Below are 26946 nucleotides of genomic sequence, written 5' to 3'. Positions count from 1 at the left end.
TACCTTACTCGCTACTCCAGCTGCATTTTTCTGTTCCATCCAAAAGTGTCGGCGCAGGGTGATAACCATTGACGAATTTTGGAATTGCACGACAGCGCCTCGGGTTCGAGCAAGCGCGCTCCGAAATTGGCATGCCGCAGGAAGCGCAAATCCAGTTTCAGGCTTTCAGGCCGCAACTTGTTGCGCTTGTAAAACCAGTGCTATCATAAGGGTTGACGCCAAACATAATGGCCACATCAAATTCGCGGCCTTTGGCACTGTGAAGAGTGCTCAGTGTGACACGACTGGTACCTTCCTCCTTTCTGGCAAATACGATCAAAGCCATATCCAGATTTAATGCAGGATCAGTTCGGTTCAGTAACCCAGTAACGACGTCCCACTCCACCAGGGTATTCTGCGCGATGATCCGTCAGCCGGAAATAAGATCTCTGTCGAATCACCGATGCCATTCATGGGCAGTTCCAGCCCTCTGCTTAGGGCTGGTTTTTCGCCTAACGTTCTGTTTTAGCCAGTGGATAAGCCTGTTGCCATCCGCCGCCCAACGCCTTATAGAGTTGCACCAGTGAAAGTGAAACGTTTTCATCGCTTATCACTGACGCCTGTTGAGCGTCCAGCAATGTTCTTTGTACCGTCAGTACGTTAAGGAAGTCGGTCGCGCCCGCCACGTACTGTCGCTGTGCGTTATCCAGGGCCACCTGCGAGTTATCTACAGCCACCTTTAGCCTTTCTCTTTGTTGCTGATAGGTCTCGTAATCCACCATCGCATCATCGACTTCATGCCAGGCTTTCAGCACAGTTTGCTGGAATTGAATGGCGACTTGCTGCTGCTGAGCCTCTTTCAGTGCCAACTGGCCTTTTAGTCGCCCTCCTTCAAAAATGGGTAGGTTCAGGCTGGGACCAAAATTGTAGAGATGTGAACCCCAGCTCCCCAACTGACTAAACTGCATTGCCTGCAGACCGATATTGCCCGACAAGGTAATACTGGGATAAAAATCCGCCTTCGCCACCCCAATCTCGGCGGTAGCCGCATGCAGCCGCGCCTCTGCGGCCCGGATATCTGGCCGCCGGCGGGCCAGTTCCGACGGCAGACCGACCGGCACCTGTGCCGGGGTTATAGGCAGAGACTGTGGCTTTTCCAGCTCGGCGTTCAGTGTGCCTGGCTGCTGGGCAAGCAGAAAACCCAGGGCATTAATCAGGTGCGACTGCTGCTGTTGCAGAATCGGTAATCGCGCCTGAACCGAGGCGACCTGCGCCAGTGCCTCGGCGACCTCCAACTTTGTGGCAACGCCGTCGTTCATGCGGACTGAGGTCAGTTTCAGGCTATGTTCAGCGACGGCAAGATTTTGCTCGGCGGTAGCCCGCTGTGCCTGCACAGCACGCAGCTGTATATAGTCACCCGCAGTCTCAGCCTGCACGCTTAACAGTACGCCACGCAGCAGATCGGTATGAGCGTCAACGTTGGCATCGGCCGACTCAAGCTCTCGTCGTACTCTCCCCCACAGGTCCCATTCCCAGGACACATCCGAATCAGCCTGCCAAACGCTAAAGGCCTTTTCGCCGTCAAATCCTGAGCTATCCTGCAACCCCTTAGCGCTGTTACGCGCTCGCTGGTAAGACGCAGAGCCGTTGACCGCAGGTAAACTGTCGCCGCCAATAATCTGCCGCTCGGCCCGTGCCTGCGCCACGCGAGTGCTTGCAACACGTAGGTCAAAATTTGCAGCCGATGCGCGGCTGATTAACTCTGTCAGGGTTGGGTCGTGGAAAATGTTCCACCACTCAGGGTTGATGCTTTGGTTGACGGTACGGCTCGTTGCCTGACTTTGCCGCCAACTCTTGGGTGCTTTCACGTCGGAAGCGACAAAATTAGGCCCTAACATGCAGCCACTCAGCAAGGTAGCGCCAAGCGCTAAATAAACGCTTCTCATGGCCTATCTCCTGCCACAGGTCGGGTATGAATCGTCGCTTCGACTGCCATTCCAACCAATAAACGATCCACTCGCGGCTGCCTGGCATCAAGCACAATTTTGATCGGTATTCGCTGTACCACCTTGGTAAAATTGCCGGTCGCGTTGTCTGGGGCGAAGGGCGCAAAGGTTAAGCCGGTGGCCGGAGCAAAGCTATCAACAATGCCGTGCAGCGTGGCACCGCCAAAACTGTCGACGTGAATATCCACCGGCTGCCCTCTGCGAACGTGCTCAAGCTGCGTCTCCTGAAAATTGCCAATCACATAGGCCTGTTTTAGCGGCACCAGCGCTAGCAGAGGACTCCCTGCTGTAACATACGCCCCCTGTCGCGCCACACGTTGCCCGACCCAGCCAGCAATGGGCGCGACAATTTTGGTGTAAGACAAATTTAGCTTGGCCGTGTCAAGCATTGCCTTGGCCCGTTGCAGTTCCCCCGCCGCGCGCTCGCGTTCGGCCAGTAGAATAGCGATTTTTTCTTTGGCAGCCATGAGGGATGCCCGGTCTCGAGCCACGTTTGCCTGTGAAGTATCGATACGCGATCGCGCAAGCTGGGCATTTTGCCTACTGCCCGCCCCTTGCGCAGCCAAATCGATATAGCGCTCCAAATCCGCCTTGGCGAACACATAATTTGCCTGACTGGCGTCTAGCGTGGCGGCGGCCTGGCCGATTATAGATTGCTGCTGGGTCAGGCTGGCAGCCGCGTTATCCACAGCGGCCTGCTGCACCAGCAGATTGGCTTGCTCGGCATTCAAGGCCGCACGCAGGTCGTGGTCATCAATTTCCACCAGAGTCTGCCCTTGATGCACAAACTGGTTATCCTCAACGCTGACGTTAACAATCTGGCCGGTGATCCGCGGTGCAATGAGCGTGTAATCGGCACTGACAAAGGCGTCGTTGGTGGTTTGGTCCGCACCAGATGATTGCAGCCAACAGCAGAGCCAGGCAACGGCCAGCAACAGCACTAAGCCTGCAATCCACGAGGTAACTTTTCGATTTAACATATTTTGGGGCCTTAAGAATTTGAGACAGCTCGTGGCGGATAAACGCGCGTAGCCATGAGGGGGGTGAAAATGATCAGGGCAGCGGTCAATAGCGCCATGAGCCGGTAAACGTCGGCAGACGCTAGCACTAACGACTGCAGGTGAATTTGCTCTGCTAGCAAGGCCAGGCTTTCGCGACCGATGGTAAGAATGGAATATGAGCCTGGGTGATAACCAAGTTGATCGACCAGCACATTCGAATGAAAGTGCTCACGTGCCTGGGTAACCCCTTCTAGCACGCCTGTACCGACCACCGCGGCCATGCCTTTCACGGTATTAAACCAAGCCGATGCAAACGGCCCCTCTATTGGCGACAGTCCGTTGGTCGCCAGCATTAACAGGGGTATGACAGCCATTGGCTGGGCCAAAATTTGCAACATTTGCAGCCCGTAGAAGTTGCTGCGGATCCATTCTGAGGTCATGGCGCTGCCGAGATAACAGGTGGCGGCAATCAGCCCCAACCCGCAGGCCAACACCCACCGACAGTCAACCCGTTTAATATTGCACAGGGCGGAAACCAGCGGCAGCGCAGCCAACTGTCCTAATGCAACGTACAGCGCCAGCGGCACCGTTTGCAGCGGTCGATAGCCCTGAACCTCAGCAAGATAGTTCGCCGGGATCCCCGGCACAGCAACCAGGATCACCAGTACACCGCCCAGAACAATCAGTGAAAAGGTCAAATTTCTGCGCGCTAACTGCTGAACTTTGAAAAAGGGCAAAGGATGGAACCACTCATTGACCATAAAAAGCGTCAGACTCACCGTTCCCAACAGCAGCATCCGCAAAATAAAAAGAGAATCTAACCAACCTAAACGCGCCCCCTGTTCCAGAACGATCACCAGAGAGGTTATCGCCGGAAAGCCGAGCAATATCCCTCGCCAGTTAAACTGTGCAAAACGTTCAAGTTTCAAAGGATCCTGTGGAATGCCCCATGCAATGGTGAGCATCGCCAGCAGACAGATCGGCACGATTTGCCAGAATACCAAACGCCATCCCACAAATTCCGTCCAAAATGCCGCTAACGGCGTCCCCAGATTGGGCCCAAATGTCGCGGTAAGTGCATAGGCCCCTAGACCGTAAAGCTTGATGCCGGGAGGCAAAAAACGCAGAGCGGCGCTCATTAGCATCGGCGGTAAACAACCCCCGAAGAGACCCTGCAAAGTGCGTAATAGATACAACGCTTGCAGGTTGGGTGCCAGAGAGCAAAGTACGCCAAACAGCATAAAAGCGCTGGTCGCGCCAAGGGTAAAGCGTCGCAATGAAAGCGTTGCCGCAAACCAGGGGGCAAAAGCCATGGCCGCAACCTGTGCCGCTTCGTACAGCGTAGTGAGCCAGCTGCCTTCGTCGTGGCTGATCGCCATCGCACCGCGAATGTCGCTCATGGCTATATCGGTTACATGCTCGTTTAATCCAGCGACTAAAGAGGCGAGCAAGATGCCAATCAGGCCGGTCATGATGCGCAGATCAAAAGCACCGGCAGGCGGTTTGACTTTGGGTTGCGCAAGGGTGTGCATGATTTGTCCTCACATGATAGTTGGGAGGACAAGTCTAGAAAGTTGAGAGAAATTGCGGAATTGACAAGAATGCAGTAGAGGAGTGTGTCAGACGCACTTATCGACACAGGCCATGAATAATTCGGCGGAACCAGCAGTGGGCGGCATCGTGGTGAAAACGCGGATGCCAGGCCTGAATAATGGAGATGGTCTCAAGCGTGACGGGTAACGTAAAAGCGCGCGTTTTAATCCCCATTGATTGTACTGCCGATACCACGTGTTCCGGCAGCGGTAAGATCAGATCTGAGTTGCCCAATGAAAACACGCCAGAGTGAAAGGTCGGGACTACCAGCGAGATGGTCCTGGCCAGTCCCATCTGGGCCAGATAAGTGTCGATTGGCCCCCTGGCCCGCCCGCGACGCGAGACGCTGATATGTTCGTATGAGGCAAAACGTTCGGCGGTAATTTCCTGGCCGAAGATGGGATGGTCTTCGCGTGCCAGCCCCATAAAATGCGTAGAGAAAAGGGATTGGACGTGAATATCATCGCCGAGCGGCCGCTGGGCATTGATATAGAGATCAACTTTACCATCGCGCAGACTATCTTCATCACCCGTGCTTTCCGGCATAAAACGCAGCCTGACGTTTGGCGCTTCCTGACGCAGGCGATTGAGCAACACGCCACCATAGGCGCTGATAAATACGTCGTTGGCTTGCAGGGAAAACGTTCTTTCAAGCGACGGCAGGTCAACCTCCGATCCCGGCTGTAACAGGCGAATGGCGTTTTCCATCGCCTGATGTACATCCTCTCGCAGCGCCAGTGCACGTGGCGTAGGCACCATGTTACGGCCGGCTTTGACCAGTATCGGATCACCCAACTGCTCGCGGATGCGCGTTAGGGTGCGGCTCATCGCGGGTGGGCTGAGGTTCATTCGTCTTGCAGCGCCGATGACCGAGCCTTCATCCAGCAAAGCGTCGAGCGCTATGATCAAGTTTAGATCAGGAAGTTTCATTGTTTTAAATCATATCGACCAGGTTGTTGGATAGATAACACTTATAGTGCTGCAAGAATTGCGGCTTCCATTTTCTGCGGGGTGGAAATTGGTGCAAAACGCTTGAGCGGTTTGCCGTCGCGCCCGATCAGAAACTTAGTGAAGTTCCACTTGATCCGCCTGCCCAGCACGCCAGGCAATTCATCCTTCAGGTAATGAAACAGCGGGTGCGTAGCGGCGCCGTTAACGTCGACTTTCTCGAACATCGGGAAACTCACACCATAGTTGATGTGACAGGTTTGCGCGATTTCGTCGGCACCGCCGGGCTCCTGCTTACCGAACTGATTGCAGGGGAAACCCAGTATCATCAGGCCCTGGGCGGCGTACTTCTTGTAGAGCGCCTCAAGGCCTGCGTACTGTGGTGTAAATCCACAATGGCTGGCGGTATTCACTACCAGAACCAGCTTGCCAGCGTAATCGGTCATAGAGATGAGCTGGCCACGCAGGCTAACGGCATTAAGTTGATGAAAGGGACTCATGTTTGGATCCTCGGACCGAACGAAGCATAGCTTGCATATCGGGGGTGGAAAGACGTTTCTTATTACCTCTACTATCGATATGAACTCTGCTTTTTTCGATACGCTATTAGTTACAGTTCTGCTTAATCTTACTGTTGGCATGAGAACGAAGTTTGCCCTTTAGAGCATCAGACGCCGTTTTATAATTGCCTTTCGTTCGATCCCGTTCTTTCTTTTCAGCTTCAAGTTCATGTCGGAGGCCCACCTTCGTTTCAACACTGCCTAGCTTAGTTTGGATTGCGATAATGGCATCTTCGATCTCTTTATTCTTTTTCACCAACGATAGCAAACGTCTTGATCTCTCCTTCGGTTTGATTGACCAGAAAGCTTAGGTTATCGCTCAAAAAGTCCCGATTGTAGACCCAAACATCGTAGCTATGACCGGCAAGGCCTGCCTGTGTAACATCACCCTTATCACTGCAAATAGTGACTTTTGGGTCCATATAGCTGTGTGGAATACGCCCTGTTTCCAAAGCACGGAAAATCCGCGAGAGTGTAGTTTTACCAGAGTAATTTCGTCCGTAGAGGATGTTGAGACTCTTGAAATTCTGGACGGTGTTGCCTGCATCCTTAAGGCTCTTTCTCCAACTACGGCCTGTAAAACTGCCAAAACTGTCAATCTCAACCTGACTGAACATGAACACTCCTCTAGCGCTGGCTATTGGTTGCCGATTTGCAAGTGAAACAGATTGTTCATCTAGTTTACTCTGAGGTTAAGGAATATTTGAACAGGTTATTGATCTGCTCCCCACTGGTTAATGCAGATAAAATGTTAGCAACGTCTGCTCTTCGCTCAAAGCTGCCTTTGGTTCTAATACAGGCAGCTAAGTGCCAAGTGCGGACATTAGCCGTTTGAGGGAGTATCGTTGAACAGTCGGCTATTCAGGGTTTAGTTAATAGGCCGGAATCAACTAGCTTTCTCTATTTCAACCCCTGTGCTCAGGTAATGCGCAATGCGGCGCACAATAATGGTAATTGAAGCCGCCAAGAAATGGGTTTGCTGTAAAAATCAGTCTCCGGTTTCTCAGGCCGAGACTGACCTATGCTGATATCGTCTTCCTGCTCCATGCGGCCATTTTGTGTTGCTTTTTCTCAATATTCAGGCACATCGAATTTCCCTCTGCAATTTCTAACACCTTTTCTGAGAGAGGTTTCTCCGGCATCAACAATGCCAGGATTAATGCTATTACCATAAGCGGCAATGCCCAAAAATACACCGCGTGGAAAGAAGAAATCATTTGTTCAGGCTTTACTCCCGACAGACTCTGCATGGCTGAAGTCTGGATGGCACCAAAAACCGCCGTGCCAACGGCTCCGCCTAACGTCTTGAAGAAGTTGAGCGCCCCGGTAGCTACCCCGAGTTCACGGTGTGATACTGCGTTTTGCCCGGCCAGAGTAGTGACCTGAATGAAAAAACCCAGGCCGATACCGACCAATCCCAACGACAGCATTATCATAGTCAACGAAGTATGAAGTTTGATAAGGCTCATGGCATAAAGCCCCAAAGCGGAGAATATTGCGCCGAGAACCGGGAATATTTTATAGCAACCCGTTTTAGTAATCACGCCGCCACTGACTATGGTTCCAAAAATTAGGCCAAGTAACAAAGGGACAATGCTGCCGCCAGCTCCCAAACTCCCCAACCCAAACACTTGTTGGAGCATAAGAGGAACAAAGATCATGCATATAAAAAGCACTGCAGTGGAGAGGAAAAATAAAATGGATGCGATAGAAAAAATACGGTTTTTAAACAAATGCAACGGAGTTATAGGTTCAACAGCACGTGACTCGACGAACAAATAGGCGAAAAAACAAAAGCCAGCAATAAGACCTAAAATCCAGGAGGACCATATACCTTTACCATCCTTTGTAGCCAAAAGCAGAATAGCTGTCGTGAAGATCGTTACAAGCAAACCACCACTGATATCGAGCTTACGCGGCACGCGGAGGTGAGGGAGGTGCAAACGAGCGGCCAATAACATAAATGCCAGCACACCAACTGGAATATTTATCATGAAAATCCACATCCAATCCCAATGTGCGACGATAAAGCCGCCCATTACCGGCCCTGCGATGACTGCCAATGCAGGCACCATCCCCAAAATAGCCTGGTAACGTGCTCGTTCGCGAGCAGCAATCAACTCACCAACGACCGTCATGACCAGTGAGTTTAATCCGCCGCCGCCAATTCCCTGTAGGGCACGGAAAACGATCAACCACAACATGGTCGGCGCGAAGGCACAAAGCAAGGACCCCACAACAAAAATAACAATACTGACCTGAAGCATTAATTTTCGCCCAGTAATATCGCTTAGTTTACCGAAAAGTAGTGTCGTTACCGCACTGGTCAACAGATAGGCGGTGGCAACCCAGGGTGCCAGCGATTGGTTTCCCAAAACAAGGCTAATTGGCCCCAAGGCCGTAGCAACAATCGTTTGATCTAGCGTGCTGATAAACAACACGAGCAGTAAAGGCAGCATGACCTTGCCAATCTGCGTTGTACCCGAAGGGGAAATAGAGGAACCCTGCATAATTATTTATGCTCCTTTAAGAGCCTTAAGGGACTAAACTTGACCAAGACCGCCGTCAACGGCAATCTCGCTTCCGGTCAGATAGGATGCATCAGTGGAAGCAAGGAACAATACGGCGCGAGCTACCTCATCCGCCTCTCCCCAGCGTCCCAGAGGAACCTGGTCGCTGACCCAGGCCGATATTTCTGGGTTATCAGTAGCCTGAACTGTCAAAGGGGTCTTGATCGCTCCAGGGCTTACCACATTGACGCGGACTTTCTTTTGGATAACATGCGAGTCGACGGCGAATGTCCGAGCGAAGCTACGCACGGCAGCTTTACTTGCGGCATAAAGCGCATCACCTGGTTTACCACGTTGTTGGATCACTGAACTGGTGAAAACAGCTGAGGCGCCAACTGACATCCAAGGCAGCGCATATGTGAAAGCATAAAAAACACCCTTGACGTTGGTGTTCATAAGATCATCAAAGAAGGTCTCATTAGTTTGCAAAATATCAGGACATTCAGATATCCCTGCATTAGCGAACAGCACATCGATATGTCCGAAAGTGGTGCCAACATGCTCCATCAAGGCACAGATTTCTTCAGGTTCAGCTACATCAACAGGGAAGGTCTTAGCATTTTCTCCTAGCTTTTCTTTTGCCTTTCTAAGCCCCTCGCTGCTTCGAGCCGCAATTACCACCGTTGCACCTTCCTTAATAAACAAGGAACTTGCCGCCAGACCAATACCGCTACTTCCTCCTGTAACAACAACAACCTTACCCATCATTTTTTTCTCGTTCATTGCTATACCCACTCTTGTCATCAGTTGATGACAAGCATATTCAACCCAAAGATAGTTAATGTCAACGCGTGATGACATAATGTAGAAAATATCAAAGTCAGGAGGCCAAGATGAATGAGATTAGCAATAAAAAGAGAGGGGTAAGCGTACGGGACGCAGCTCAGACACAGAAACGCATCCTTGCTGCTGCACAAACCCGCTTCTCCTTATGCGGCTATGACAGTGTGGGTACCCGTGACATTGCAGCAGATGCCGGGGTCGACGCTGCATTAATCAATCGGTACTTTGGCAGTAAAGAAAAACTTTTTGCCGCTGCTATCAAAGGCGGATTTGATGTGGCAGCGCATTTGCCGCCAGAGCTTGACAACTTAGGCGCCTATCTTGTCGACCAGATACTGAAAGACGACATAGAGGATGATGAAGAGCAACATCCATTTGATGCTCTGGGAATGCTACTTCACCAAACAGTAAATCCTAAGATTGCCATGCTAATCGCTGATTCTTTTCACGCAGAGTTTATCAGTCCCTTATCCAAACTTTTGTCAGGAAAGGATACTGAAGCTCGCGCAGCGTTGATCGCTTCCTATGTCATTGGACTGGCGACGATGCGTCATAGGCTGGCATCAAAGGCGCTTTCTTGTAAGGAAGCAAAACAAATTGCAGCATTGGCTATTAATGCATGTGTAGAGGCACGCTAACCCCGCCGTTTCCCAAAGGATGGGTTAACTTTACCAGATGAAGCAAGAGCGGACCGGGTCGCAAGGGATTTGATGGGCTGCAATATTTCCGTTTCAACTGCAGAACCCTTTAGCACGTCACTGGTCGTTCCACAGGATCTCAGGATTGCTCTTGGGTCTGTCACAATTGAGAGCTTACAAAAAGCGTTGCTTAAAGTCCGAGAAGCTGTGGAGGACGAACAGTATCTTTAACCAGTTATTCATTTAATGGCATGTCCGTTGTTCGCTCAAAGTAGCCCCGAGTATTGCTTCGGCTGCCATGTTCAAAAAGCGAAAATTCTAATATAAAATGAATATCAGTAAACCAAGCTAGGCGACTTCTTCGTGATGATCCATCAGTATTGGAGCTTGGTCCGCGCAGGTTTGAACCCCCTATGACATACGCCATAGGGGGTGACCTATCGAGGTAAAGCGCATTGCGTAATATCGAAAATTCTTTGCCAACTGACTAGAATTGATACGCGAGACCTGCAGCAAGTATGTTGTCGGTAGCAACATTGAGAGGATTATTGTCTTTTAGCAGATTAAGACGATATTCTGCAAAAAGGGACATGTTTTTATTAAAATAATAATACGTGCCGAGGGCGGCATATTTTAGAATATCGGCATCACCAATATTCTCAATGTCTTTTCCTCTGGAGGAGATATAGGCCAGAGAGGGGCGCCATCCATTAATAAATTGATATTGCGCAACCGCTTCAAAAACGTTGGCTTTATTGGCAAATCCGCCACTGATCGGTGTTGCATTTAGCGTTTCACCATATACAGCCGCCAGATAAATCTGGTTAGCATCATATTTCACGGTGGTTGCCCAGTTTTGAGCATTATTGCCCTTTCCGCGGACGAATGAATTTTGCGCTTCGGTCCGGTCTAGACTGGCATAGGCACCGCCAAAACTTATCCCGGAATCGAAGGTATAAGAGGCCGATAAGGCAAATCCGTCGCCGTTCGAACGCGTAACGCCATTGTCGCTGCCGCTGCGGTCATTTTTGCCCTCATACTGAGCGGCAATATTCAACCCCTTGACCAGATTGAAAAATCCATTATTACGCCAGGTCAGTAAACCGGAAGAACGGCCAGCCAGAAAGACATCGTTATAGTCAGAGTCGCTACCAAAGTAGGGTAACATGTCCGTATTGGCCATCACGTCGTAAATCAGGCCAAAATTACGTCCATAGTCAACGGAACCCCACGTATCATATTTTAGGCCTGCAAAGCCAAGGCGGGTGGCATTGCCATTCTGTGCATCGCTCCCCTCTGAGTCACGTAAACTGAATTGATAAGACCAGGTTCCGTAACCCGTCAGTTTATTGGTGATTTTCGTTTCACCGATAAAACCCCCCTGAATATTTGATGAGGCATCGCCGCTATTCTCACTATTATCAGATATAACATGGGAAACTTTTATTCTGTCATTTAAATCGAGTTTATTACCGTCATTATTATAAATCTCGACAGCTTGTGCGGAGCACATGCCGAGCAGTAGTGATATTGCTATCGCCACGACTGAACGCTTCATCATTTTTTTACCCTGTCAGTAAATATTATTATCCCCTTTGCGGGGTTATACTTTTCCACAATTAACGCAACGATTTTGACTTTACAAATAAATTCCTCAGCGTTTTACTTATTTAGCCATTAATCGGTTTCCTTATTTCTTTGTGTCATTTCGCGGGCTTCCCATTGTGCTTTGGTCATTGTTTTAACATCAAACTGATCCCGCGTTCGACAGTAGGTATTACCTCCCATACGTCCAACGGCATCCATTAATTGCTGATCGATGTGCAGATTTTCGGGATTGACAGCATCGCTGCGAACATAGACGCCGATAACTTCACCGAGAATAATTTCGCGGGCGGCCCCTACCTGAAGAATGGTGTGACGGCGGCATTCCAGGGCAGCGGGCGCGGCAAGAATACGTGGGCTGCGCACCTTTTCGCCGGGCACGGTTTCCAGGCCGGCTTCCTTCAGCTCATCGACTTCTGGACCAAACTTGATGGCGCAGATTTCCATCTGATTGACGAGGGCGTCATCCACGATATGAACGGTAAATTCGCCGGTCTCACGGATGTTACGTGCCGTGTCCTTGAAGCGCATATCAGAGTAATTTTCTACCCCAATCGCGACTATTGCCGGATCGTGGGTCAGAACATTAAAAAAACTAAAAGGACCGGCATTGGGTAAACCTTCTTTGCTGAGCGTGGTGACCAACGCGATTGGGCGAGGGATCACCGTGCCAATCAGAATTTTATAGCGCTCGCGCTCGGTTAAGGACGCAAAATCAAAATAGGTATGTGCGGTTGGCTTAGTCATATCAGGCTCCGGTGCGAATACGGTGTGTTTCAAGCGGCGTGTGGCGGCTGAGGTTCTCGAATCCGTCGGCGGTTACCACATAGCAGTCGCCGATGTTGCATCCGGCCGCAAGCGGCTCCAGCCATTGGGTGTGCAGCACAAAAACCATGCCTTCTTCCAGACGATCGTAGTTATGGGAAGAAATGTTAAAGCTGTTTTGCCCGCCCGCCATACCGACAGAATGGCCAAGATTCGGGTTGTGCGGGCCATGAGTTGCCGGATAAACGTGCATCAGTTTTCTGCCCTGGGCTTCCCAGTCAATGTCTTTGACATACTGGCGCGGAATAAGCCGTGCCGAACCGTCGTCCTCTGGTGCCCAGTTATAAGGCATGGTGCGGGCCTCGGGCGAGTTCAGCATGCCGCGTGCGATCATCGGCTCAAAGGCGGCGTTATTAATGTCGCGCATCAACGCACCCGGCTTAATCAATTTTTCGGCCCGCTTCACGCCCTCGGTACAGGCGGCCAGCACCTTTTCCTGATGCGAGGTGATTTCCCCGATGGCAATCATGCGGGCAGTCTGTGCGGTATAGCCGCGCCAGGTGACGTTGGAGATATACAGGTTAATCAGGTCACCCGGCCTGACAACGTGGCCATAGGGCTTGCCGCAGTGGGTACCAAATTCGTTAATCCCGATCTGGTAGCCGTCACCGGTTTCGCCACCGAAGGCCATTTGTGCGGCGGTAAAGGCGGCAAAGATTTCGTGGTCGGTCACGCCCGGTTTGGCAACGTGATAGGCCGCCTGAGTGCCAATGCTAATCAGCTGTGCGGCGGCGCGATGCATCGCGATTTCTCGCGCTGAGCGGACTTTTTGCAGCCGATCGAGAATGCCGTTGTCAGCAACGAATTTGCACTTCGGTGCCAGTGCATTCAGCGCAGCCCAGAAGGTCAGAGAAGTTCTATCGCCAATTTGAGCAATCTGCGCATTGGCTAATCCTGAACGCGCCAAAATTTCAGCACACTTCTCAGCCGTTTTAATCACCGAATCGCCCGGGCGGTCGGCATATTCACGGCCAATAGGACCAATCTGCCAGATTTCGTCAACTAACAGCGGCTCGCCACCCGGCGGCAGCAGAACGGACTGGGTAAAAAATGAAAGCAGAGTCAGAGGCTTATCTGAGTCGGTCGGCACGATCAGCACGCCTTCACGCATCCAGTCGCAAATATAGCGCAGGTAGGCATTAGAGACGTGGAACCAGCCGACGCTGCCCGCATGCACAATCATCGCGTCGTGTCCTGCTTCGACGGCCTGGCGTCTGATGCGGCGCAGGCGCTCCTCGAACTCCTCCAGCGGCAGCGGCAAAGGGGCCGAGAATTCGAAATCTGGCTGAAAATCGGACAGCAGCGAGCCGATGCGATAGCCTGCGGCGGGGGTCGCGTGAGTATTCATGGATTGTTCCTTTTAAATCGGATAATAAGAGGTTTTAAGTTAACTTTTATGGCTGTTGTCGCGCGGGCGACAGCACGCGTCGCGCAACCAGCAGTCCAAGCAGCGTCACGGCGATTAATATTCCGGCAATCGCCGCCACGCGAGGGTCGAGCGACTCTTCAATCAGCGCAAACATGCGCAGCGGCAGCACCGTGGTGCGGGCATCAGCAAGGAACAGCGAGACCGTGACGTTGTCCAGCGACTGAATAAATACCAGGAAGGCCCCGGCGAGGATCCCCGGCGTCAGCAGCGGCAGCGTTACGCGACGCAGCGTCATAAACCAGCTGGCGCCCATGGTGGTAGAGGCCTCCGCCAAAGAAGGATTCATGCCCTGAGCCACCACCGAAACGGCGCGATACATCAGCGGACCAAACACCACAACATGGCCGATCACCGTTAACCCAAGCGAAGGCTGAAAGCCGATAAAGTTGGCGACGATCAGCGCGGCCAGACCATAGACCAGGCTCGGCAGCACCAGCGGTGCCAGAAGCAACGGCTCAATGGCGTTGACGCTGCGGCGCTTCATGCGGGTCATGCCGATGGTGGCGGGCACCGCAAACAGCAGCGAGCCGAATACCGCCCATCCGGCAATTTTCAGCGAGTTCCAAGCCGCGATATGCTCGGTGCCTGACCTGACAGGGTCGAGCAGCGCTTCATACCAGCGCAGAGAAAATCCCTGCGGCGGATACTTCAAGGTTTGCCCCGAGGTGAACGACATCATCAATGCAATAACGATCGGCGCAACCAGATAGATGACGCACAGCGTGCCAAAGCCGTAAACAAAGATCTTGTAAAGCACGGCCGGAATAGGGTTATCACGATGATTAGGCATGGCCGACCAGTCTCCTGTGGCGTGAGATCATGGTCAGTGCGACCAGTAAACAGCCGGTAGTCAGCAACAACACCACGGCAATAGCGGAGGCTAGCGGCCAGTCAAACAGCGTGCCGACTTCGCGATAAATCAGCTGCGGCACGTAGACGTTACGCGCTCCGCCAATCACCGCCTGGGTGACAAACGAACTGCTGGTGCTGGCAAACACCAGGATCCAGCCGGCCAGCAGGCCCGGCAGCATCAGCGGCAGCAGCACGGTAGTCAGGATTCGCCACGATCCCGCCCCGGAGACCTGAGCGGCCTCCGTGAGTTGAAAAGGCGTGCGCGAAAGCACGGCAATCAGCGGCAGGATGATTAGCGGCAGATCAATCTGGCACATGGCCATCACCAGTCCGAGTTCGGTAAACATCAGGCTGGTAGGCGTCCCAGTAATACCCAGTGAGAATAACGCCTCGCTAATGGGACCCTGACGACCGAGGATCACTATCCAGGCAAAGGTGCGAACCACGTTGCTGGTCAGCATCGGAATGAGGGTCAGGAAAACTAAAACCTGACGCACATTTTTACCACTGTGCCAGTACAGCAGAGCAATCGGTACGCCGAGCACGGTGGTACCGATCACCGTTTCTATGCCAAGACGGGCGGTATTGATCAGGACGCGAAAGTTAAAATCGTCGCCAAAAAATTGCCCATAGTGGCCGAGGGTTGCGCCACTCGGACCGGCAAAGCTGTAGCCAACCAGCACTGCCAGAGGGGTGACAAAAAACACGATGGAAAGTACCAGCATCGGAATGACATAAGGAAAACCGCTCTGCTTCATCTTTATTTCCTCAACCGGCAACCAGCGTGTCGAACTGGCGGATCCAGCTATCGCGATTTTTGTTAATCGACGCCCAGTCGGGGTAAACCAGCGTCTTAATCTGCTCACGGGTGACATAGGCGGCAATCGCAGGGGAGAGTGCCACCGTTTGATTGGTCGGGAACATGTCGGTCGGCGGCAGCATTAGCTGCTGCTGCACGCTTTGCGAAATGGCTGCATCCATATAGGCATAAGCGGCATCGAGGTTAGTCGATCCCTTGGTTAAATGGATATTGACAGGCGCGGCCGGTGAGCCGGTTTGTGGATGAACAAATTCGGCATTCATCCCCAGGCTTTTCAGGCGGGCAACGTTGTTGGTGCTGCACATGAAGACGGCAATTTCGCCCTGCTGGAACAGCGTCATCTGGTGATTGGTGCTGTCAACGATACCCTTGAGTTGGTCGGGGTGTTTTTTAAACAAATCAAACACCGCCTGCATATCGTCCGGGCCGGTACCAAAGATTTTGGCCATTTCCGTATAGGCCATGACCGCCGTGTTTGACTCAAAGCCCGTCCAGGAAACCAACCCTTTATAGGCCGGATTTTCAAACAAATCGCGGTAGCCTTTAGGCCGCGGAACTAGATCCGGGTTGTAGGCGATACCGTTTACTTCAACCGTGACCGTTGGGCCATATTCACCCTGAAAAGAGCGATCCAGTAATGACCAATTCTTGAGCCGGCTGGGATCAATTTTCTGGATCAGGTTGTTTTGTATCGCTACGGTGGTTTGCCCCGGCGACATTAGCAGCGTGTCATAGGGTGGGTGGCCCGGGCTGGCCATCGTTTTGGCTAACTGATCCTGCGCCATCACCGGGGCGATGGTCAGGCCAAAGCCTTCTTTCTGCAGCATCGGGGTCAGGATGTTGCGATACGCATCTTCCCAGTTGCCTGGAAATGCTGCGGCAATCGCACTGCTTTGAGCCGCAGCAGCGGCGCGCAGGGAAAACGGCAGCATGGTTGACGCCGCAACGCCTGCAACCAAATAACCGAACCTACGACGACTGATTTCAAAGTCCTTCATTATGCCTACCTCTGAGAGTCTGTTATTAGCGGGTAAATTCCGGTTCAGCCGGAAAAACGTGGCACCGAGTGGTGTCAATTTCTGCGAAAAGTTGAGTTCCCGGCGCGGGTATAAAGGTGGAAGGCCCGCGAAGTTCCGATGCGCGCAGGCTGGTACCATCTTCAAGCGCCAGATCGTGCACAAGAGAAGGGCCAAGCGGGACGGACACGGTCATACGAACGGGCTGCGTGTTTTCACCATGCTGGGGAATAAGGCGAACCTCCTCCGGTCGGAAGGTCACAGTGACCCTGGAACCCTGTGTGAAATTCAAACGTCGAGGCAAGCGAAGGGTTTTATTATCGGTCAGGGTAATCAGCGTGCTGTCATCTTCTAGCTGGCCTACCGTGCCGTGCAGCATGTTGGTTTGACCAATAAATGTGTTAACGAACAAGGTCTTCGGCTTGTCGTAGACGGCCATCGGGGTATCAATCTGCTCAACCTGACCTTTATTCATCAGCACCAGACGATTAGCCAGGCTTTGGGCTTCCTCCTGATCGTGGGTAACGATAAGCGTGGTGATGCCCAGCGTTTTTTGCAGATGCAGCAGTTCAACCTGTAGATCAAAGCGCAGCGCACGATCCAATGCACCAAAGGGTTCATCAAGAAGCAACAGTGAAGGGCGACCGGCGATGGCGCGAGCTACGGCGACGCGCTGCTGCTGTCCGCCCGACAGCTCGCGGGGCAGTCGATTGCCAAAGTCATTCAGTCTGACCAGCGCCAGCATCTCTTCTACGCGTTGTTTGCGTTCGGCGCGTGAAATCTGCTGGCAGGCCAGAGGATAGGCAATATTTTCAGCAACGGTCAGATGCGGGAATAACGCGTAATTTTGAAATACCATCCCAATACCACGCGCTCTGGCAGAGACGACCGCAAGGTTCTGCCCTCCCAGATCTATCTGCCCGGCCTTTGGCTGGATCAGGCCAGCAATGGCGCGCAGTACGGTTGATTTGCCGCAGCCGCTTGGGCCCAGCAAGGCAACGATTTCGCCTGCCTCAATATGGAATGACACATCATTTATGGCATTTTTTCCGCCATAACTGTGTGTAAGCCCCTGAACAGTTAATCGTTTTTTTTGCGAGTTGTTCTGCATATCTGGCATATAGCTTCCTGATTCAAGTCGTATCCAAGGACCGTTGTTAACCCATAAACTTAAGAAATGAGTGAGACCAAGTAGTAAGTGATTGAGTCATGATGAGTCATAGGAAGCAGATAGCAAACCACATGCCAATATGATTTTCCGTAGAGAGTGAGTTTTTATCTAACTGATTTAAAACATTTTTAATTTAAAAATACATCCGAACATTTGTTTTTAAAAGAATAATAATAAATATGCGAATCTTTATGTTTTGGTTTTATTGTTATTTTGGTGCGCATTCGTCATCATTTTGGTGCAGCAAATACCAAAACTTTCATCGATTAAGGGGAGTAGGTAAAGGAAAAGGTAGCAAGAAGACGAGAGTCACTCTGATAAAGTTATTATTTTCAATAAGTTAAGTATTTCTTGTCTGTTCCTGAATTTATTCAGGTTTTCATTTAACCAGGCAAATGAAGCAGAAGCAGTTGATAAACTATCTTTCGTAAATACTTTCGAAAGTTATTAATAATATAATTAGTTTAATTTATTCATTAAAATCAAATTTTTATATTTTTCTTTCTTGCTTGAGAGTAAAGAGTGGCATGCCGATTGCACGGTTTTTTCGACATTTATAAAACTTGGAGTCAGTAATGAGATTAGGCATTGATGGGTTGAAATTACCCGAAGTCAAAAAGCGCGGCCCACTCGCTAGCCTTGACCACGTAAAGATGCTCGGTCTAGGAGGAGTTTTCTTTAGTACCGTTCTGGATATGAGCCCGACACTCGACCTCGGCCGGCTTCGAGAAATACGCAGTAAAGCCGACGAGCTGGGACTTTATCTGGAGAGCGGACTAGGCAAAATTAACCCTTATTGCAGCGCAGAGTCTCCGGAGCTGCGTGCAATTGGCGAGGGCGATATCATTGCAGGCCTCACCAAAATGATGGAGGCCAGCGCGGCAATTGGCTGTCATGAACTTTGGGTATCGCCGGGAAATTTTAAGCCTGCCTATCGGGGACGATTGGCGGTGGATAGATTCCGCACCGATGTCACGTGGGAAGAGCAGCTGCTCGCTACCGAAAAAGTGCTTAAGAAACTTGCACCCGCAGCACGTGCACTCGGGATCCACATGAATATCGAAACGCATGATGAAATCACCTCGTTCGAAATTCTACGCCTGATAGAAGCCGTGGGTGAAGATTGTACAGGCGTCGTGCTCGACACGGCAAACATGCTGCAACGCGCCGAACATCCTGTGTGGGCGACCAAACGTCTTGCCCCTTACGTCCGCCAAACGCATATCAAGGATGCATATATCGGAAGAGCGGCCGGCGGTTTTGACTTTCAGCCACGACCTTGTGGGGAGGGTATCGTTGATTTCACAGCCATTTTGCATATTTTGGCAGCAGTAAAGCCGCAACTTAATCTCTCTCTGGAGATTGCACAATCCACTGCGGATAATCCTCGACGTGCGTATCCAAGGCAGTGCATTCAGCTCAACGATCCGTTATGGCGTGCCGGCCATCCTGATTTATCGACAGATGAGGAGCAGGCTTACCTGTCAATGGTCGATGCGTTCGAAACGAGAGTCATCGCCGGCGAGATAGCCGATTGGGAAGTCTACGAAAGGGATAATTACGGATATCCAGATTACCAGCATCAACCTTATGGTTTTCAGGAAGCCATAAATTTCATCAATAAATCGTCCCGCCATATTCGGCACATTTGTAATAAACAAGGCATTGGCCTTTCGTAATGGAACGGATCTTATGGATGGGATGCAAAATCTAAAGCTGTAGCATAATGGCGCGAGTACTCACGTCAGTCTGCGTGAAAATTTACCGCCGCTATCAACATTTGCGTATAAATATTATTATCGAGATAATAAAAAAACCCGTTGTTATCTGCATGTGTGCTTAAGAGGTTTGTGGTGGAAAAGATAATCAAAAAATCGCGCGGCACGAGCAATAAAGCGACGTCAGCCGCCAATAAGGCGATAAACAGCGCTGACAGTCACGATGATGTTTCAGAACGTATTCGTATGACATTAGCTGCCGCGATTGGAGAAGGCGCGCTGACTCCTGGCACCAAAATACTGGAAGAAGCGATTGCCGAACATTTTGGTGTCAGCAGAACGGTAGTGCGCGGCGCCTTGGGGGTTTTGGAAAGCGATCATCTTCTGGAGCGAAAGCGCAATCGAGGTACTTTTGTTGCAGAGCCGAGCATTGAGCAGGCCAGAAATCTTTTTGAAGCACGTCGAAGGATTGAATCACTGTTATTGGAGTTCGTCATTGCGCGCGCAACGCCGGAGCAGCTAAATGCGCTGGAAATTCTGGCTGACGAAGAAGAGCAAACCCATCATCATGGCGATGAAAAATCCAAGACGGTGCTTTCTGGCAAGTTTCATATTGTATTGGCCGAGCTGGCAGGTAATCCGGTGTTGACTGAAATGCTGGCCAAGATTGTGGCGCGACTCTCTCTCGTGATGTCACTTTACGAGGAAAAAAGAAAGGATGACTGTGGTGCTGACCACCATCGCATGATTGTCACCGCCCTCAAAGCTAAGGATTTAATAAAAGCCCGTGAGTTAATGGATCACCATCTGGCCGATATTGAAGGGCGAGTGAGACTGACTGAGGGGCATGGAGACAGAAATTCGTTCCTGTCGGTCCTGGAAAACTTCTCATAAACATTATTCTTGCCGGCAAGAATCCTCTGTAATTAGAAGAATTATTATAAATATTGGTTACTTGCCGGTACTGCAACAGACAAGCTAATCCGCTTACGGTTAAAACGAAACTCGTAAGTTCCAGGGAAATGCAGTAATTCACTCTGAATTACTTATTTATTCCGACTGACTAAAACCATGGGATCGAAGTGCTCAATGTCCGCTCTTCGCTCATATGGGACATCCATAATCAAATCTCCTAACCCAATGGAGATTGAACATGACAATGTCCCCCTGGAACAAAAGCCGTATCATTGGCCAGAAACGACCTCTTCAGATATCTCATATCTGGGGAATTCGCATCCGACTCGAGCGGGAAGGAAAAGTATGCGACTTGGTTCTGTTTAACATGGCTCTGGACAGTAAACTTCGCGGCTGTGATTTGGTGAAGCTGAAGGTTTCTGATGTAGCCTATGGGCACTCAGTTTCGGGCAGAGCGACAGTGCTGCAGCAAAAAACGGGGAGTCCTGTTCAGTTTGAACTGACAAAAGGAACCAGAGAGTCAGTAGCGGCCTGGATCAAAATGGCTCACCTGCGAAGTGGCGACTATCTTTTCCAGTCCCGCGTCGGCTCAGAACGCCACATCTCAACCCGGCAATATAACCGTATTTTTCATGAATGGATTGAGAAGCTAGGTCTCGACGATTCGCTTTACAGCACGCATTCTATGCGCAGAACTAAACCTTATCTAATCTACAAAAAAACAAAAAAATCTGTGGGTAATCCAGCTACTGTTGGGTCATAAAAAACTCGAAAGCACAGTTCGTTACCTTGGCATTGAAGTCGATGATGCCCTTGAGATATCTGAATCGATTGAAGTTTAACTCACGAGGGCTGCAACAGCAGCCCTGTGCCAGAAGCGGACATTATTATTTCAGTGTTTAACAATAACATCGTACTGTTCAGTATTCGTCTGACATACCGTCATACCGCATCGTTATAACCAGGTTTCAAAAGGCTACATGCTTTAAACCCTGCATCCAGAACCGACCGAGTTCTGCTGCGGAAATAGTGGATGCAGGCAGCAGTGGCTCAGGCTGTTCAGAAAAAATTTTTTTAGCGAATTGTCTTCCAACCAACTGCGCTGCTGAAGTTTTGATATGTCTCTGTTGGTAAAAGCCCTGCAGAGCAATTTCCAAATCATCTGTCTCCTTCATTAAACAAGTAAGGTGCCATGCATCTTCCAGCGCCTGACATGCTCCCTGCCCAGATGTCGGCAAGGAAGCATGAGCCGCGTCCCCGATGATTAAAACATTGTCTTGATGCCAAAAGGGAAGAGGATCAATGTCATGCACGAAAATGCCTTTAATAGATGCACTGTCACATGACAGCAACAAATTTCGCACAGGATCCGGCCAGTCTCGAAAACGCTGATGCAACTCATTGTACCAATGTGCCCGAGGACGTTTATTGTCAACAGGAGCGTTCCACGCTCCTGCCCAATAGCACAGCCCATCCTTCACCGGGACGATACCAAAACGCTCACCTTGACCGCGAAAGTCATCAATAGCGTTGTGCAATGCGTCCTCTCGTTGCCTTCCCACTCCTATCACGTTCACAAAACCATGATAACGAGGCGTTTCTTGCTCCCCATGCAATGACTGACGAACGACTGAATTCATACGCCCGTCAGCCCCGACGACTAAATCAAACTCCAGGCTCAATTTCGTGACGTCCGCGGTAGTGATTGGACAATTGAATTTAATCTCCCTACCCAGACTCTCTAACCTACCAGCCAGTAAGCGCATCAGTTCACGCCGTAACACTGTCACACTCGGAAAACCGCAAAGTGAATTCACTGCTAAAATATCGAACTGCGTCTGAAGGTGACCATTCCGATCAAACTGGCGCATCATGCACGGTGTACCACCTACGTGCTTGATCTTTTCGTCTAGCCCCATCTTCTGCATGACGAACATGGCATTGGGCCATAAAGTCACGCCAGCTCCTAGGTAAGACACGTTGCTGCCACGCTCAAACAGGCTGACTTGATGGCCCTGTTTGGTCGCGAGTATTCCAAGTGCCATTCCAGCAACGCCGGCACCTACGATGGCAATTTTCTTAGGCTTGGTCATCATTACTTTCCTGTTGAGAAACTTAACGAAAATTGTAATGATCACCTGATTATTGATAAATATAGAGTTATAACTTTGTTAATCTCATTTTTTGGGATAATTAATGATTGATAAATGTGAATTGCAGTGGCTGATCAGCTTTCAGGTTGTTTATGAAAAGCTGAGTTTTAAGCTCGCGTCAGAGCAGCTTCAGTTGCCATCGTCCAATGTCAGTAGACATGTCGCTTTACTTGAACAACAACTTCATGTGCGGCTACTGGAGCGTACGACACGTAAGATAATGCCAACCGCAGCCGGTAGAATGCTGTATCAATCTATTACGCCGCTTACGCACGCTTTGGATCATGCTCTGCAAGAAGTCGCCCTGTTTGGTGATTCACTATCAGGCCACCTGAAGATCATTACACCAGACCTTCCATTCATGGCAGACATTCTTGCTGACTTCTGCATCAAGCATCCACTAATACAGCTCAGTTGTGACACACAATTGGACCCAACAGAGGGGCTACTGGATGGATTCGATCTGGTATTACGCTTTGGACGTGGGCCACTGGAGGATTCTTGCTGGGTTGCCAGGGAAATTCTGCGTTGGCCGAGCTGTGTGGTAGCCGCACCGGAACTTCTGGAACGTCACCCATCACCACAATCGGTGGATGAACTAACCAAAACCCCCTGCATTACGAGTATGTCGGTACTCCAGGGAATGCCCTGGAGATTTAAACAAAACCAAAGCGTCCAGGTGCAGTCCAGCTATAAGGTGAACAGTGGACAGATGGCCAAGGCCGCTGCGCTAAAAGGACTTGGTTTCGCCATTTTGCCTCTCCATGCCTGTGAATTAGAAATCAATAACGGCTCCCTTGTTAAAATTAACTGTAACCGCGAACCCGAAGATTTGGTGCTGTACGCGCTCTATTCCGGCAGAAAATACCTACAGGTGAAAGTGAAGGCGTTTCTGGAATACCTGCAAGAGGCTATTGTTCAATTGGATATACGCAGTAAGGAAGGAACATGATTGACTAGGCAATCCAGTATTTTGGACGAAGTGAAAAGCAATTCCGGTGAAATGTTTTAAAGGCGAAGTTTTTCCGTATAGCTGCATTAAGCGGGCTTACTCCCCTTTGTTAAAGATATCTCGATCTAAGTGTGCCGTCATAACGTCCGTTCCTCGCACAAAGCTGACTGCCATGCCTGCTCAAAAACGGGCTTGACGTAGAATATTTTTTGTTTTCCAAGCGGCCCCCTAAGACGATTAGCGGACCCTATTTTGACTAAGATCGCGCTTTTTGCCCGCCAAGGGCACGAAATACAACAGTTCGCTTGAAGTGCCCACTGGCTCGCCGCTCTTATTGGCCACTTTCGTTACCGCTAAGGATGCCGCCCATGTTGTTCTACTTCATTCTGGTATCAGCCTCACCTCTGCCGTTAGCTGTTTCCCTTTTCAGTAACAGAGGGGCGTTCAGTTAACCAGCGTACAGGTCGCCCGTTCACTTTGGGGAGACCTATTCCTTAAACAGTGAGGTCATCAAACTGCTTGAAGTAGGAACCAATCCAACCTTCAACCCAAACGGCTTAAAAACTTTGTTTATGATGTCTGATGAATAGTTGCCTTTGTCATTTTCTATCTCGGACAATGTCTTCCGCGATACGGATACAAGATTGGCATACGCTTCCTGTTTTAACCCGAGCACTTCAACTCTGAGTGCTTTAAGAGCTGCGCCTTGCGTTAACGTACCAAATACCAAATCCTTAATGATGCTGTTCATCGCAGGTTTTCTGTCTAGGGTGCTCACTGGTTTTGACTTGTGCGATACTCTCTTACGTGAAGAAAGCGCTACATCCATTGGCATTGGTGTCTGGACTTCAGTAAAGGAAGCAGGGTGGTGAGTATTATTCGTCTCGTTTTTTTTAATAATTCTCTGAATGGTTTCTTTCGCAGAGTGAAAGTCGTTATGAGACGGTGTTTTTTTTTCTTTCATAATAATCCCCATCGAGTAAGTTTTTGAGGAATGTAATCAAGTCCAATCCCTGGCACCTCAATGATTTGTTCAGGCACGCCTCTTTTAACCAGTCTCTCTTTCAAGCCAGTCAATTGGTTAGCCGTCAGTCTCAATGCCTGCATCAATTCTTCTACTGGTACCAAGTCTGAGAGGGCTGTCGCAATAGCATTGAAATCATATTCCCCGCCCCTCTCTAAGGGGGATTTCCACTTAGTCATTCTGGCTATGCCTTCAGGGTCTGCTTTCATGGGGGCAAAATCATAGATCGGGGCGAGTTTTATCACGTTTTCATCTTTTAGAAATGAAGTATTGCGGCCGTGATTGTCGCTATTGCCAAAAATTATATTAAGGAGATCGCGTCTTACCCATTCGATCACGAATACAGCAACGTCAAACCGAAACCCTTGCTCTCGTACCATATTAGTTTGATTAATTATATCAATGAGCCGCCTGATAGTTTCCTCTTGATCAAGGCCTGTTCCTGGTGGCTTCCTGAGTATTGAGTAAACAGACTCCAACCCGTACCGTTTGATTTCTCCTTCTTCACCAAAGCAAATATCAAATCTTGGCAACCACAGAGAAGGGTAGTGTGTCCCTTCTTCAAGTCGCATATTTTCTGTTTCTATAGTGTCAAATCCCATGTCTTTCAGTTCATGATAATAATGAAACTCGGCCCTTAAAATATTGCAATCTACCGCTGAACGTTGTCCACGAGGGAATTTGACGAGATAGGGCATATCTCGATTTGTGGGATCGTTTTGAAAAGTGTCTATCCATATGCGTTGATCATCACTACAGCGAAGCAGCAATTTAGGTGCCTCACCGCCGGCACCTGTCGCGCCTCCGGCTGCGGCGCCTCGGAGCTGGGCGTAATCCAGGAAGTCACCTGCTCTGTTAATGACGTCATCAACTGTGAACGTCATGGCTTCAACCTGCGGGAAATATTCTGGCAAAGATTCCTTGATTCTAAGATTTCCTACAGGCGACAGAGTGCCATGCTTAAGCAGGACAAAATCCTGTTGATCGGTAGTTAGTCCGTCTAAGTCGAGAACTCCCGCCCAGTAACGTCTGCTCGCACCGCTCGGCATAATATCATCCAGAAATATCATCCATCCCGCACGTCCTTCTTCTTCAAAATACAGTGATACTGGATGGTTTAAAGAGGCGGCATGTATGTCGTCCCGACCCATAAAGTCAAGAGCGTATTCAGATTCGTAGTCGAGTTCGGTAATTGTGTATGAACCTTGATCACTGCCGGGAAAACTGATTTTTGCCACTTCAACCCAGCAGTTATTCATAAAGGCTTGTAATGTTAGATAATCCATATCACCTCATTGCATGAGCGATATATTACTCATTAATTTGCATGCATGTCGTTTGTGTAACCTACTTTACTCTTTATTAGTTTTTTTGGCTATTATTGTTACCTTTACTACTCGTAGCATAGAATGGCTTTGTTTTCTAATGGCACTAAAGAGCGAGGTAAAAGTAAGATAATGTAACTTATTTCTCTCTAAATAGTGATTTATTAGAGTCTTATGCGTATTAAATTACTCATTATTGGAAAGAAGTTTAGATATTTGGGACTGTGACTTCTTCACCGACACAATCTTCCTTCAGGGGAGTGTTTGTCATGCAGGCATTCTGTTTCTGAATGAAGCAGGATTTTGGGGGAGGGTCACAGTGTCCGGGCGCTACGTCGTGTTTTCGCATTGAACCAGGCGAACTGTCTCACCCCTTCGGGCTTCCATCGCTGACACAACGGCATTTCACCGCTACGGCATAAGGGGCGCTAAGTTCGAGTATGCTTGCCGTCTTTTTCTCCTGTGAGTCTTTCTTCTTCATATCAGCTTCCGGTAATCGTTCCCCGTCACAACCTGGTTAGCAAGGTAATGCATAGCCGCTTCTCGCCCTTGCTGGCCAGAACGACTCCGGGAAGGCCGACAGTTTTGGCCTGTTTCGCAATCATACGGCCGGTATAGCCAGTAGCACCGTAAATAAGCAATGTTTTCATCATCAATTGTGCTGCCAACTTTTATAGACAAATTCCAGGGTGTAGCCGTCAGGATCGATAATTCCGGCGGCATAATAGCGTGGGTCGTAATACAGTCGTGCGCCCGGTGCGCCGTTATCCAAAGCCCCGGCATTCATGGCAGCGGCGTAGGTTTCCTCAACCATCGCTTTGCTCGTGGCTGCAAAGCCAATATGCGTTGCACTGCCTGCGGCGGCCCCTTCACGCAGCCAGAAGAAAATGCGGCCATTGGCGCCAAACCCCTTAAGATCGGGATGACCTGCAGGTCCATCACTGCCGTCATAATCAACATGCGACGTAATGCCTAACGGAAACAGCGCGGCTGTATAAAATGCAACAGAGCGGGCGATATCGCTTACAGAAATAAAAATATGATCGAGCATAGTCTCTCCCAA

The 26946-nt window shown here is 50.0% G+C and carries 23 protein-coding genes and 2 pseudogenes; 6 read left to right on the top strand and 19 right to left on the bottom strand.

Translation table 11 applies throughout. The annotated features are described in order from the left end of the window. Positions 1-491: 491 nt before the first annotated feature. The 8 genes from GA565_RS24455 to GA565_RS24420 form a co-directional block, all read right to left on the bottom strand. A complete protein-coding gene (locus tag GA565_RS24455; RefSeq protein ID WP_152201942.1) occupies positions 492-1925 on the bottom strand; it encodes an efflux transporter outer membrane subunit in 1434 nt (477 codons plus the stop codon). After that, a complete protein-coding gene (locus GA565_RS24450) occupies positions 1922-2965 on the bottom strand; it encodes an HlyD family secretion protein (RefSeq protein WP_152201940.1) in 1044 nt (347 codons plus the stop codon). Before GA565_RS24450 ends, GA565_RS24455 begins: the two co-directional genes overlap by 4 nt. Before the next feature lie 11 nt (positions 2966-2976). Continuing rightward, the gene (locus GA565_RS24445; protein ID WP_152201938.1) at positions 2977-4518 is read right to left on the bottom strand and encodes an MFS transporter; all 1542 of its coding nucleotides are present in this window, start codon (positions 4516-4518) and stop codon (positions 2977-2979) included. Between the two features lie 97 nt (positions 4519-4615). Then, positions 4616-5509, bottom strand: coding sequence for a LysR family transcriptional regulator (locus GA565_RS24440; protein ID WP_152201937.1), 894 nt, complete (start codon positions 5507-5509; stop codon positions 4616-4618). Positions 5510-5550: 41 nt separating this feature from the next. Then, positions 5551-6027, bottom strand: a complete 477-nt coding sequence (locus tag GA565_RS24435; protein ID WP_152201935.1) for a glutathione peroxidase — start codon at positions 6025-6027, stop codon at positions 5551-5553. 302 nt (positions 6028-6329) lie between these two features. After that, positions 6330-6704: an AAA family ATPase gene (locus GA565_RS24430; RefSeq protein WP_226951071.1), complete on the bottom strand. Its 375-nt coding sequence runs from the start codon at positions 6702-6704 to the stop codon at positions 6330-6332. Between the two features lie 402 nt (positions 6705-7106). Beyond that, positions 7107-8597 carry an MDR family MFS transporter gene (locus GA565_RS24425; RefSeq protein WP_226951070.1) on the bottom strand — a complete coding sequence of 497 codons (1491 nt, stop codon included), beginning with the start codon at positions 8595-8597 and terminating at the stop codon, positions 7107-7109. Positions 8598-8630: 33 nt separating this feature from the next. Then, a complete protein-coding gene (locus tag GA565_RS24420) occupies positions 8631-9380 on the bottom strand; it encodes an SDR family NAD(P)-dependent oxidoreductase (RefSeq protein ID WP_152201934.1) in 750 nt (249 codons plus the stop codon). Between the two features lie 110 nt (positions 9381-9490). Between GA565_RS24420 and GA565_RS24415 the strand changes: the two genes are divergently transcribed. Further along, complete coding sequence (locus tag GA565_RS24415; RefSeq protein ID WP_152201932.1) at positions 9491-10078, top strand: TetR/AcrR family transcriptional regulator; 588 nt, start codon at positions 9491-9493, stop codon at positions 10076-10078. Positions 10079-10102: 24 nt separating this feature from the next. After that, positions 10103-10309: pseudogene (locus tag GA565_RS24870) on the top strand (PLP-dependent aminotransferase family protein); the annotation flags it as partial. Between the two features lie 256 nt (positions 10310-10565). Here the strand turns inward: GA565_RS24870 and GA565_RS24405 are convergent. The 7 genes from GA565_RS24405 to GA565_RS24375 form a co-directional block, all read right to left on the bottom strand. Next, entirely contained in the window at positions 10566-11639 is a 1074-nt protein-coding gene (locus tag GA565_RS24405; protein ID WP_304621439.1) for a porin, read from the bottom strand. 116 nt (positions 11640-11755) lie between these two features. Then, positions 11756-12430: a flavin reductase family protein gene (locus GA565_RS24400; RefSeq protein WP_152201930.1), complete on the bottom strand. Its 675-nt coding sequence runs from the start codon at positions 12428-12430 to the stop codon at positions 11756-11758. 1 nt (position 12431) lies between these two features. Continuing rightward, complete coding sequence (locus GA565_RS24395) at positions 12432-13856, bottom strand: M24 family metallopeptidase (protein ID WP_152201928.1); 1425 nt, start codon at positions 13854-13856, stop codon at positions 12432-12434. Positions 13857-13902: 46 nt separating this feature from the next. Continuing rightward, positions 13903-14727 (bottom strand): ABC transporter permease, encoded by an 825-nt coding sequence (locus GA565_RS24390; RefSeq protein ID WP_084983834.1) that lies wholly within the window; start codon positions 14725-14727, stop codon positions 13903-13905. Further along, entirely contained in the window at positions 14720-15547 is an 828-nt protein-coding gene (locus tag GA565_RS24385; protein ID WP_084983833.1) for an ABC transporter permease, read from the bottom strand. Before GA565_RS24385 ends, GA565_RS24390 begins: the two co-directional genes overlap by 8 nt. A gap of 10 nt (positions 15548-15557) precedes the next feature. After that, positions 15558-16607 carry a PotD/PotF family extracellular solute-binding protein gene (locus tag GA565_RS24380; RefSeq protein WP_152201927.1) on the bottom strand — a complete coding sequence of 350 codons (1050 nt, stop codon included), beginning with the start codon at positions 16605-16607 and terminating at the stop codon, positions 15558-15560. A gap of 25 nt (positions 16608-16632) precedes the next feature. After that, positions 16633-17745 carry an ABC transporter ATP-binding protein gene (locus GA565_RS24375; RefSeq protein ID WP_152201925.1) on the bottom strand — a complete coding sequence of 371 codons (1113 nt, stop codon included), beginning with the start codon at positions 17743-17745 and terminating at the stop codon, positions 16633-16635. 626 nt (positions 17746-18371) lie between these two features. On the opposite strand from GA565_RS24375, the gene GA565_RS24370 reads away from it, so the two are divergent. From GA565_RS24370 to GA565_RS24360, 3 genes and pseudogenes are all read left to right on the top strand, one after another. Next, complete coding sequence (locus GA565_RS24370) at positions 18372-19475, top strand: sugar phosphate isomerase/epimerase family protein (RefSeq protein ID WP_084983830.1); 1104 nt, start codon at positions 18372-18374, stop codon at positions 19473-19475. Positions 19476-19649: 174 nt separating this feature from the next. After that, positions 19650-20408, top strand: a complete 759-nt coding sequence (locus GA565_RS24365) for a GntR family transcriptional regulator (protein ID WP_226951069.1) — start codon at positions 19650-19652, stop codon at positions 20406-20408. A 259-nt stretch (positions 20409-20667) separates the two neighbouring features. Continuing rightward, a pseudogene (locus tag GA565_RS24360) lies at positions 20668-21271 on the top strand (tyrosine-type recombinase/integrase). A 126-nt stretch (positions 21272-21397) separates the two neighbouring features. Here the strand turns inward: GA565_RS24360 and GA565_RS24355 are convergent. Further along, on the bottom strand, positions 21398-22525 hold the full coding sequence (locus GA565_RS24355; protein ID WP_226951068.1) for an FAD-dependent monooxygenase: 1128 nt from the start codon (positions 22523-22525) through the stop codon (positions 21398-21400). A 100-nt stretch (positions 22526-22625) separates the two neighbouring features. Between GA565_RS24355 and GA565_RS24350 the strand changes: the two genes are divergently transcribed. After that, positions 22626-23534: a LysR family transcriptional regulator gene (locus GA565_RS24350; protein ID WP_193312018.1), complete on the top strand. Its 909-nt coding sequence runs from the start codon at positions 22626-22628 to the stop codon at positions 23532-23534. 487 nt (positions 23535-24021) lie between these two features. Here the strand turns inward: GA565_RS24350 and GA565_RS24345 are convergent, their stop codons facing one another. From GA565_RS24345 to GA565_RS24335, 3 genes are all read right to left on the bottom strand, one after another. Further along, positions 24022-24498, bottom strand: a complete 477-nt coding sequence (locus tag GA565_RS24345) for a helix-turn-helix transcriptional regulator (protein ID WP_152201924.1) — start codon at positions 24496-24498, stop codon at positions 24022-24024. Further along, the gene (locus GA565_RS24340; RefSeq protein ID WP_152201922.1) at positions 24495-25844 is read right to left on the bottom strand and encodes a type II toxin-antitoxin system HipA family toxin; all 1350 of its coding nucleotides are present in this window, start codon (positions 25842-25844) and stop codon (positions 24495-24497) included. Before GA565_RS24340 ends, GA565_RS24345 begins: the two co-directional genes overlap by 4 nt. Before the next feature lie 691 nt (positions 25845-26535). Then, positions 26536-26934, bottom strand: coding sequence for a VOC family protein (locus tag GA565_RS24335; RefSeq protein ID WP_152201921.1), 399 nt, complete (start codon positions 26932-26934; stop codon positions 26536-26538). Between the last annotated feature and the right edge of the window lie 12 nt (positions 26935-26946).

The organism is Rouxiella sp. S1S-2, from assembly GCF_009208105.1.
Classification (GTDB): Bacteria; Pseudomonadota; Gammaproteobacteria; order Enterobacterales; family Enterobacteriaceae; genus Rouxiella.
This window is presented reverse-complemented; position numbering and strand designations above follow the sequence as displayed.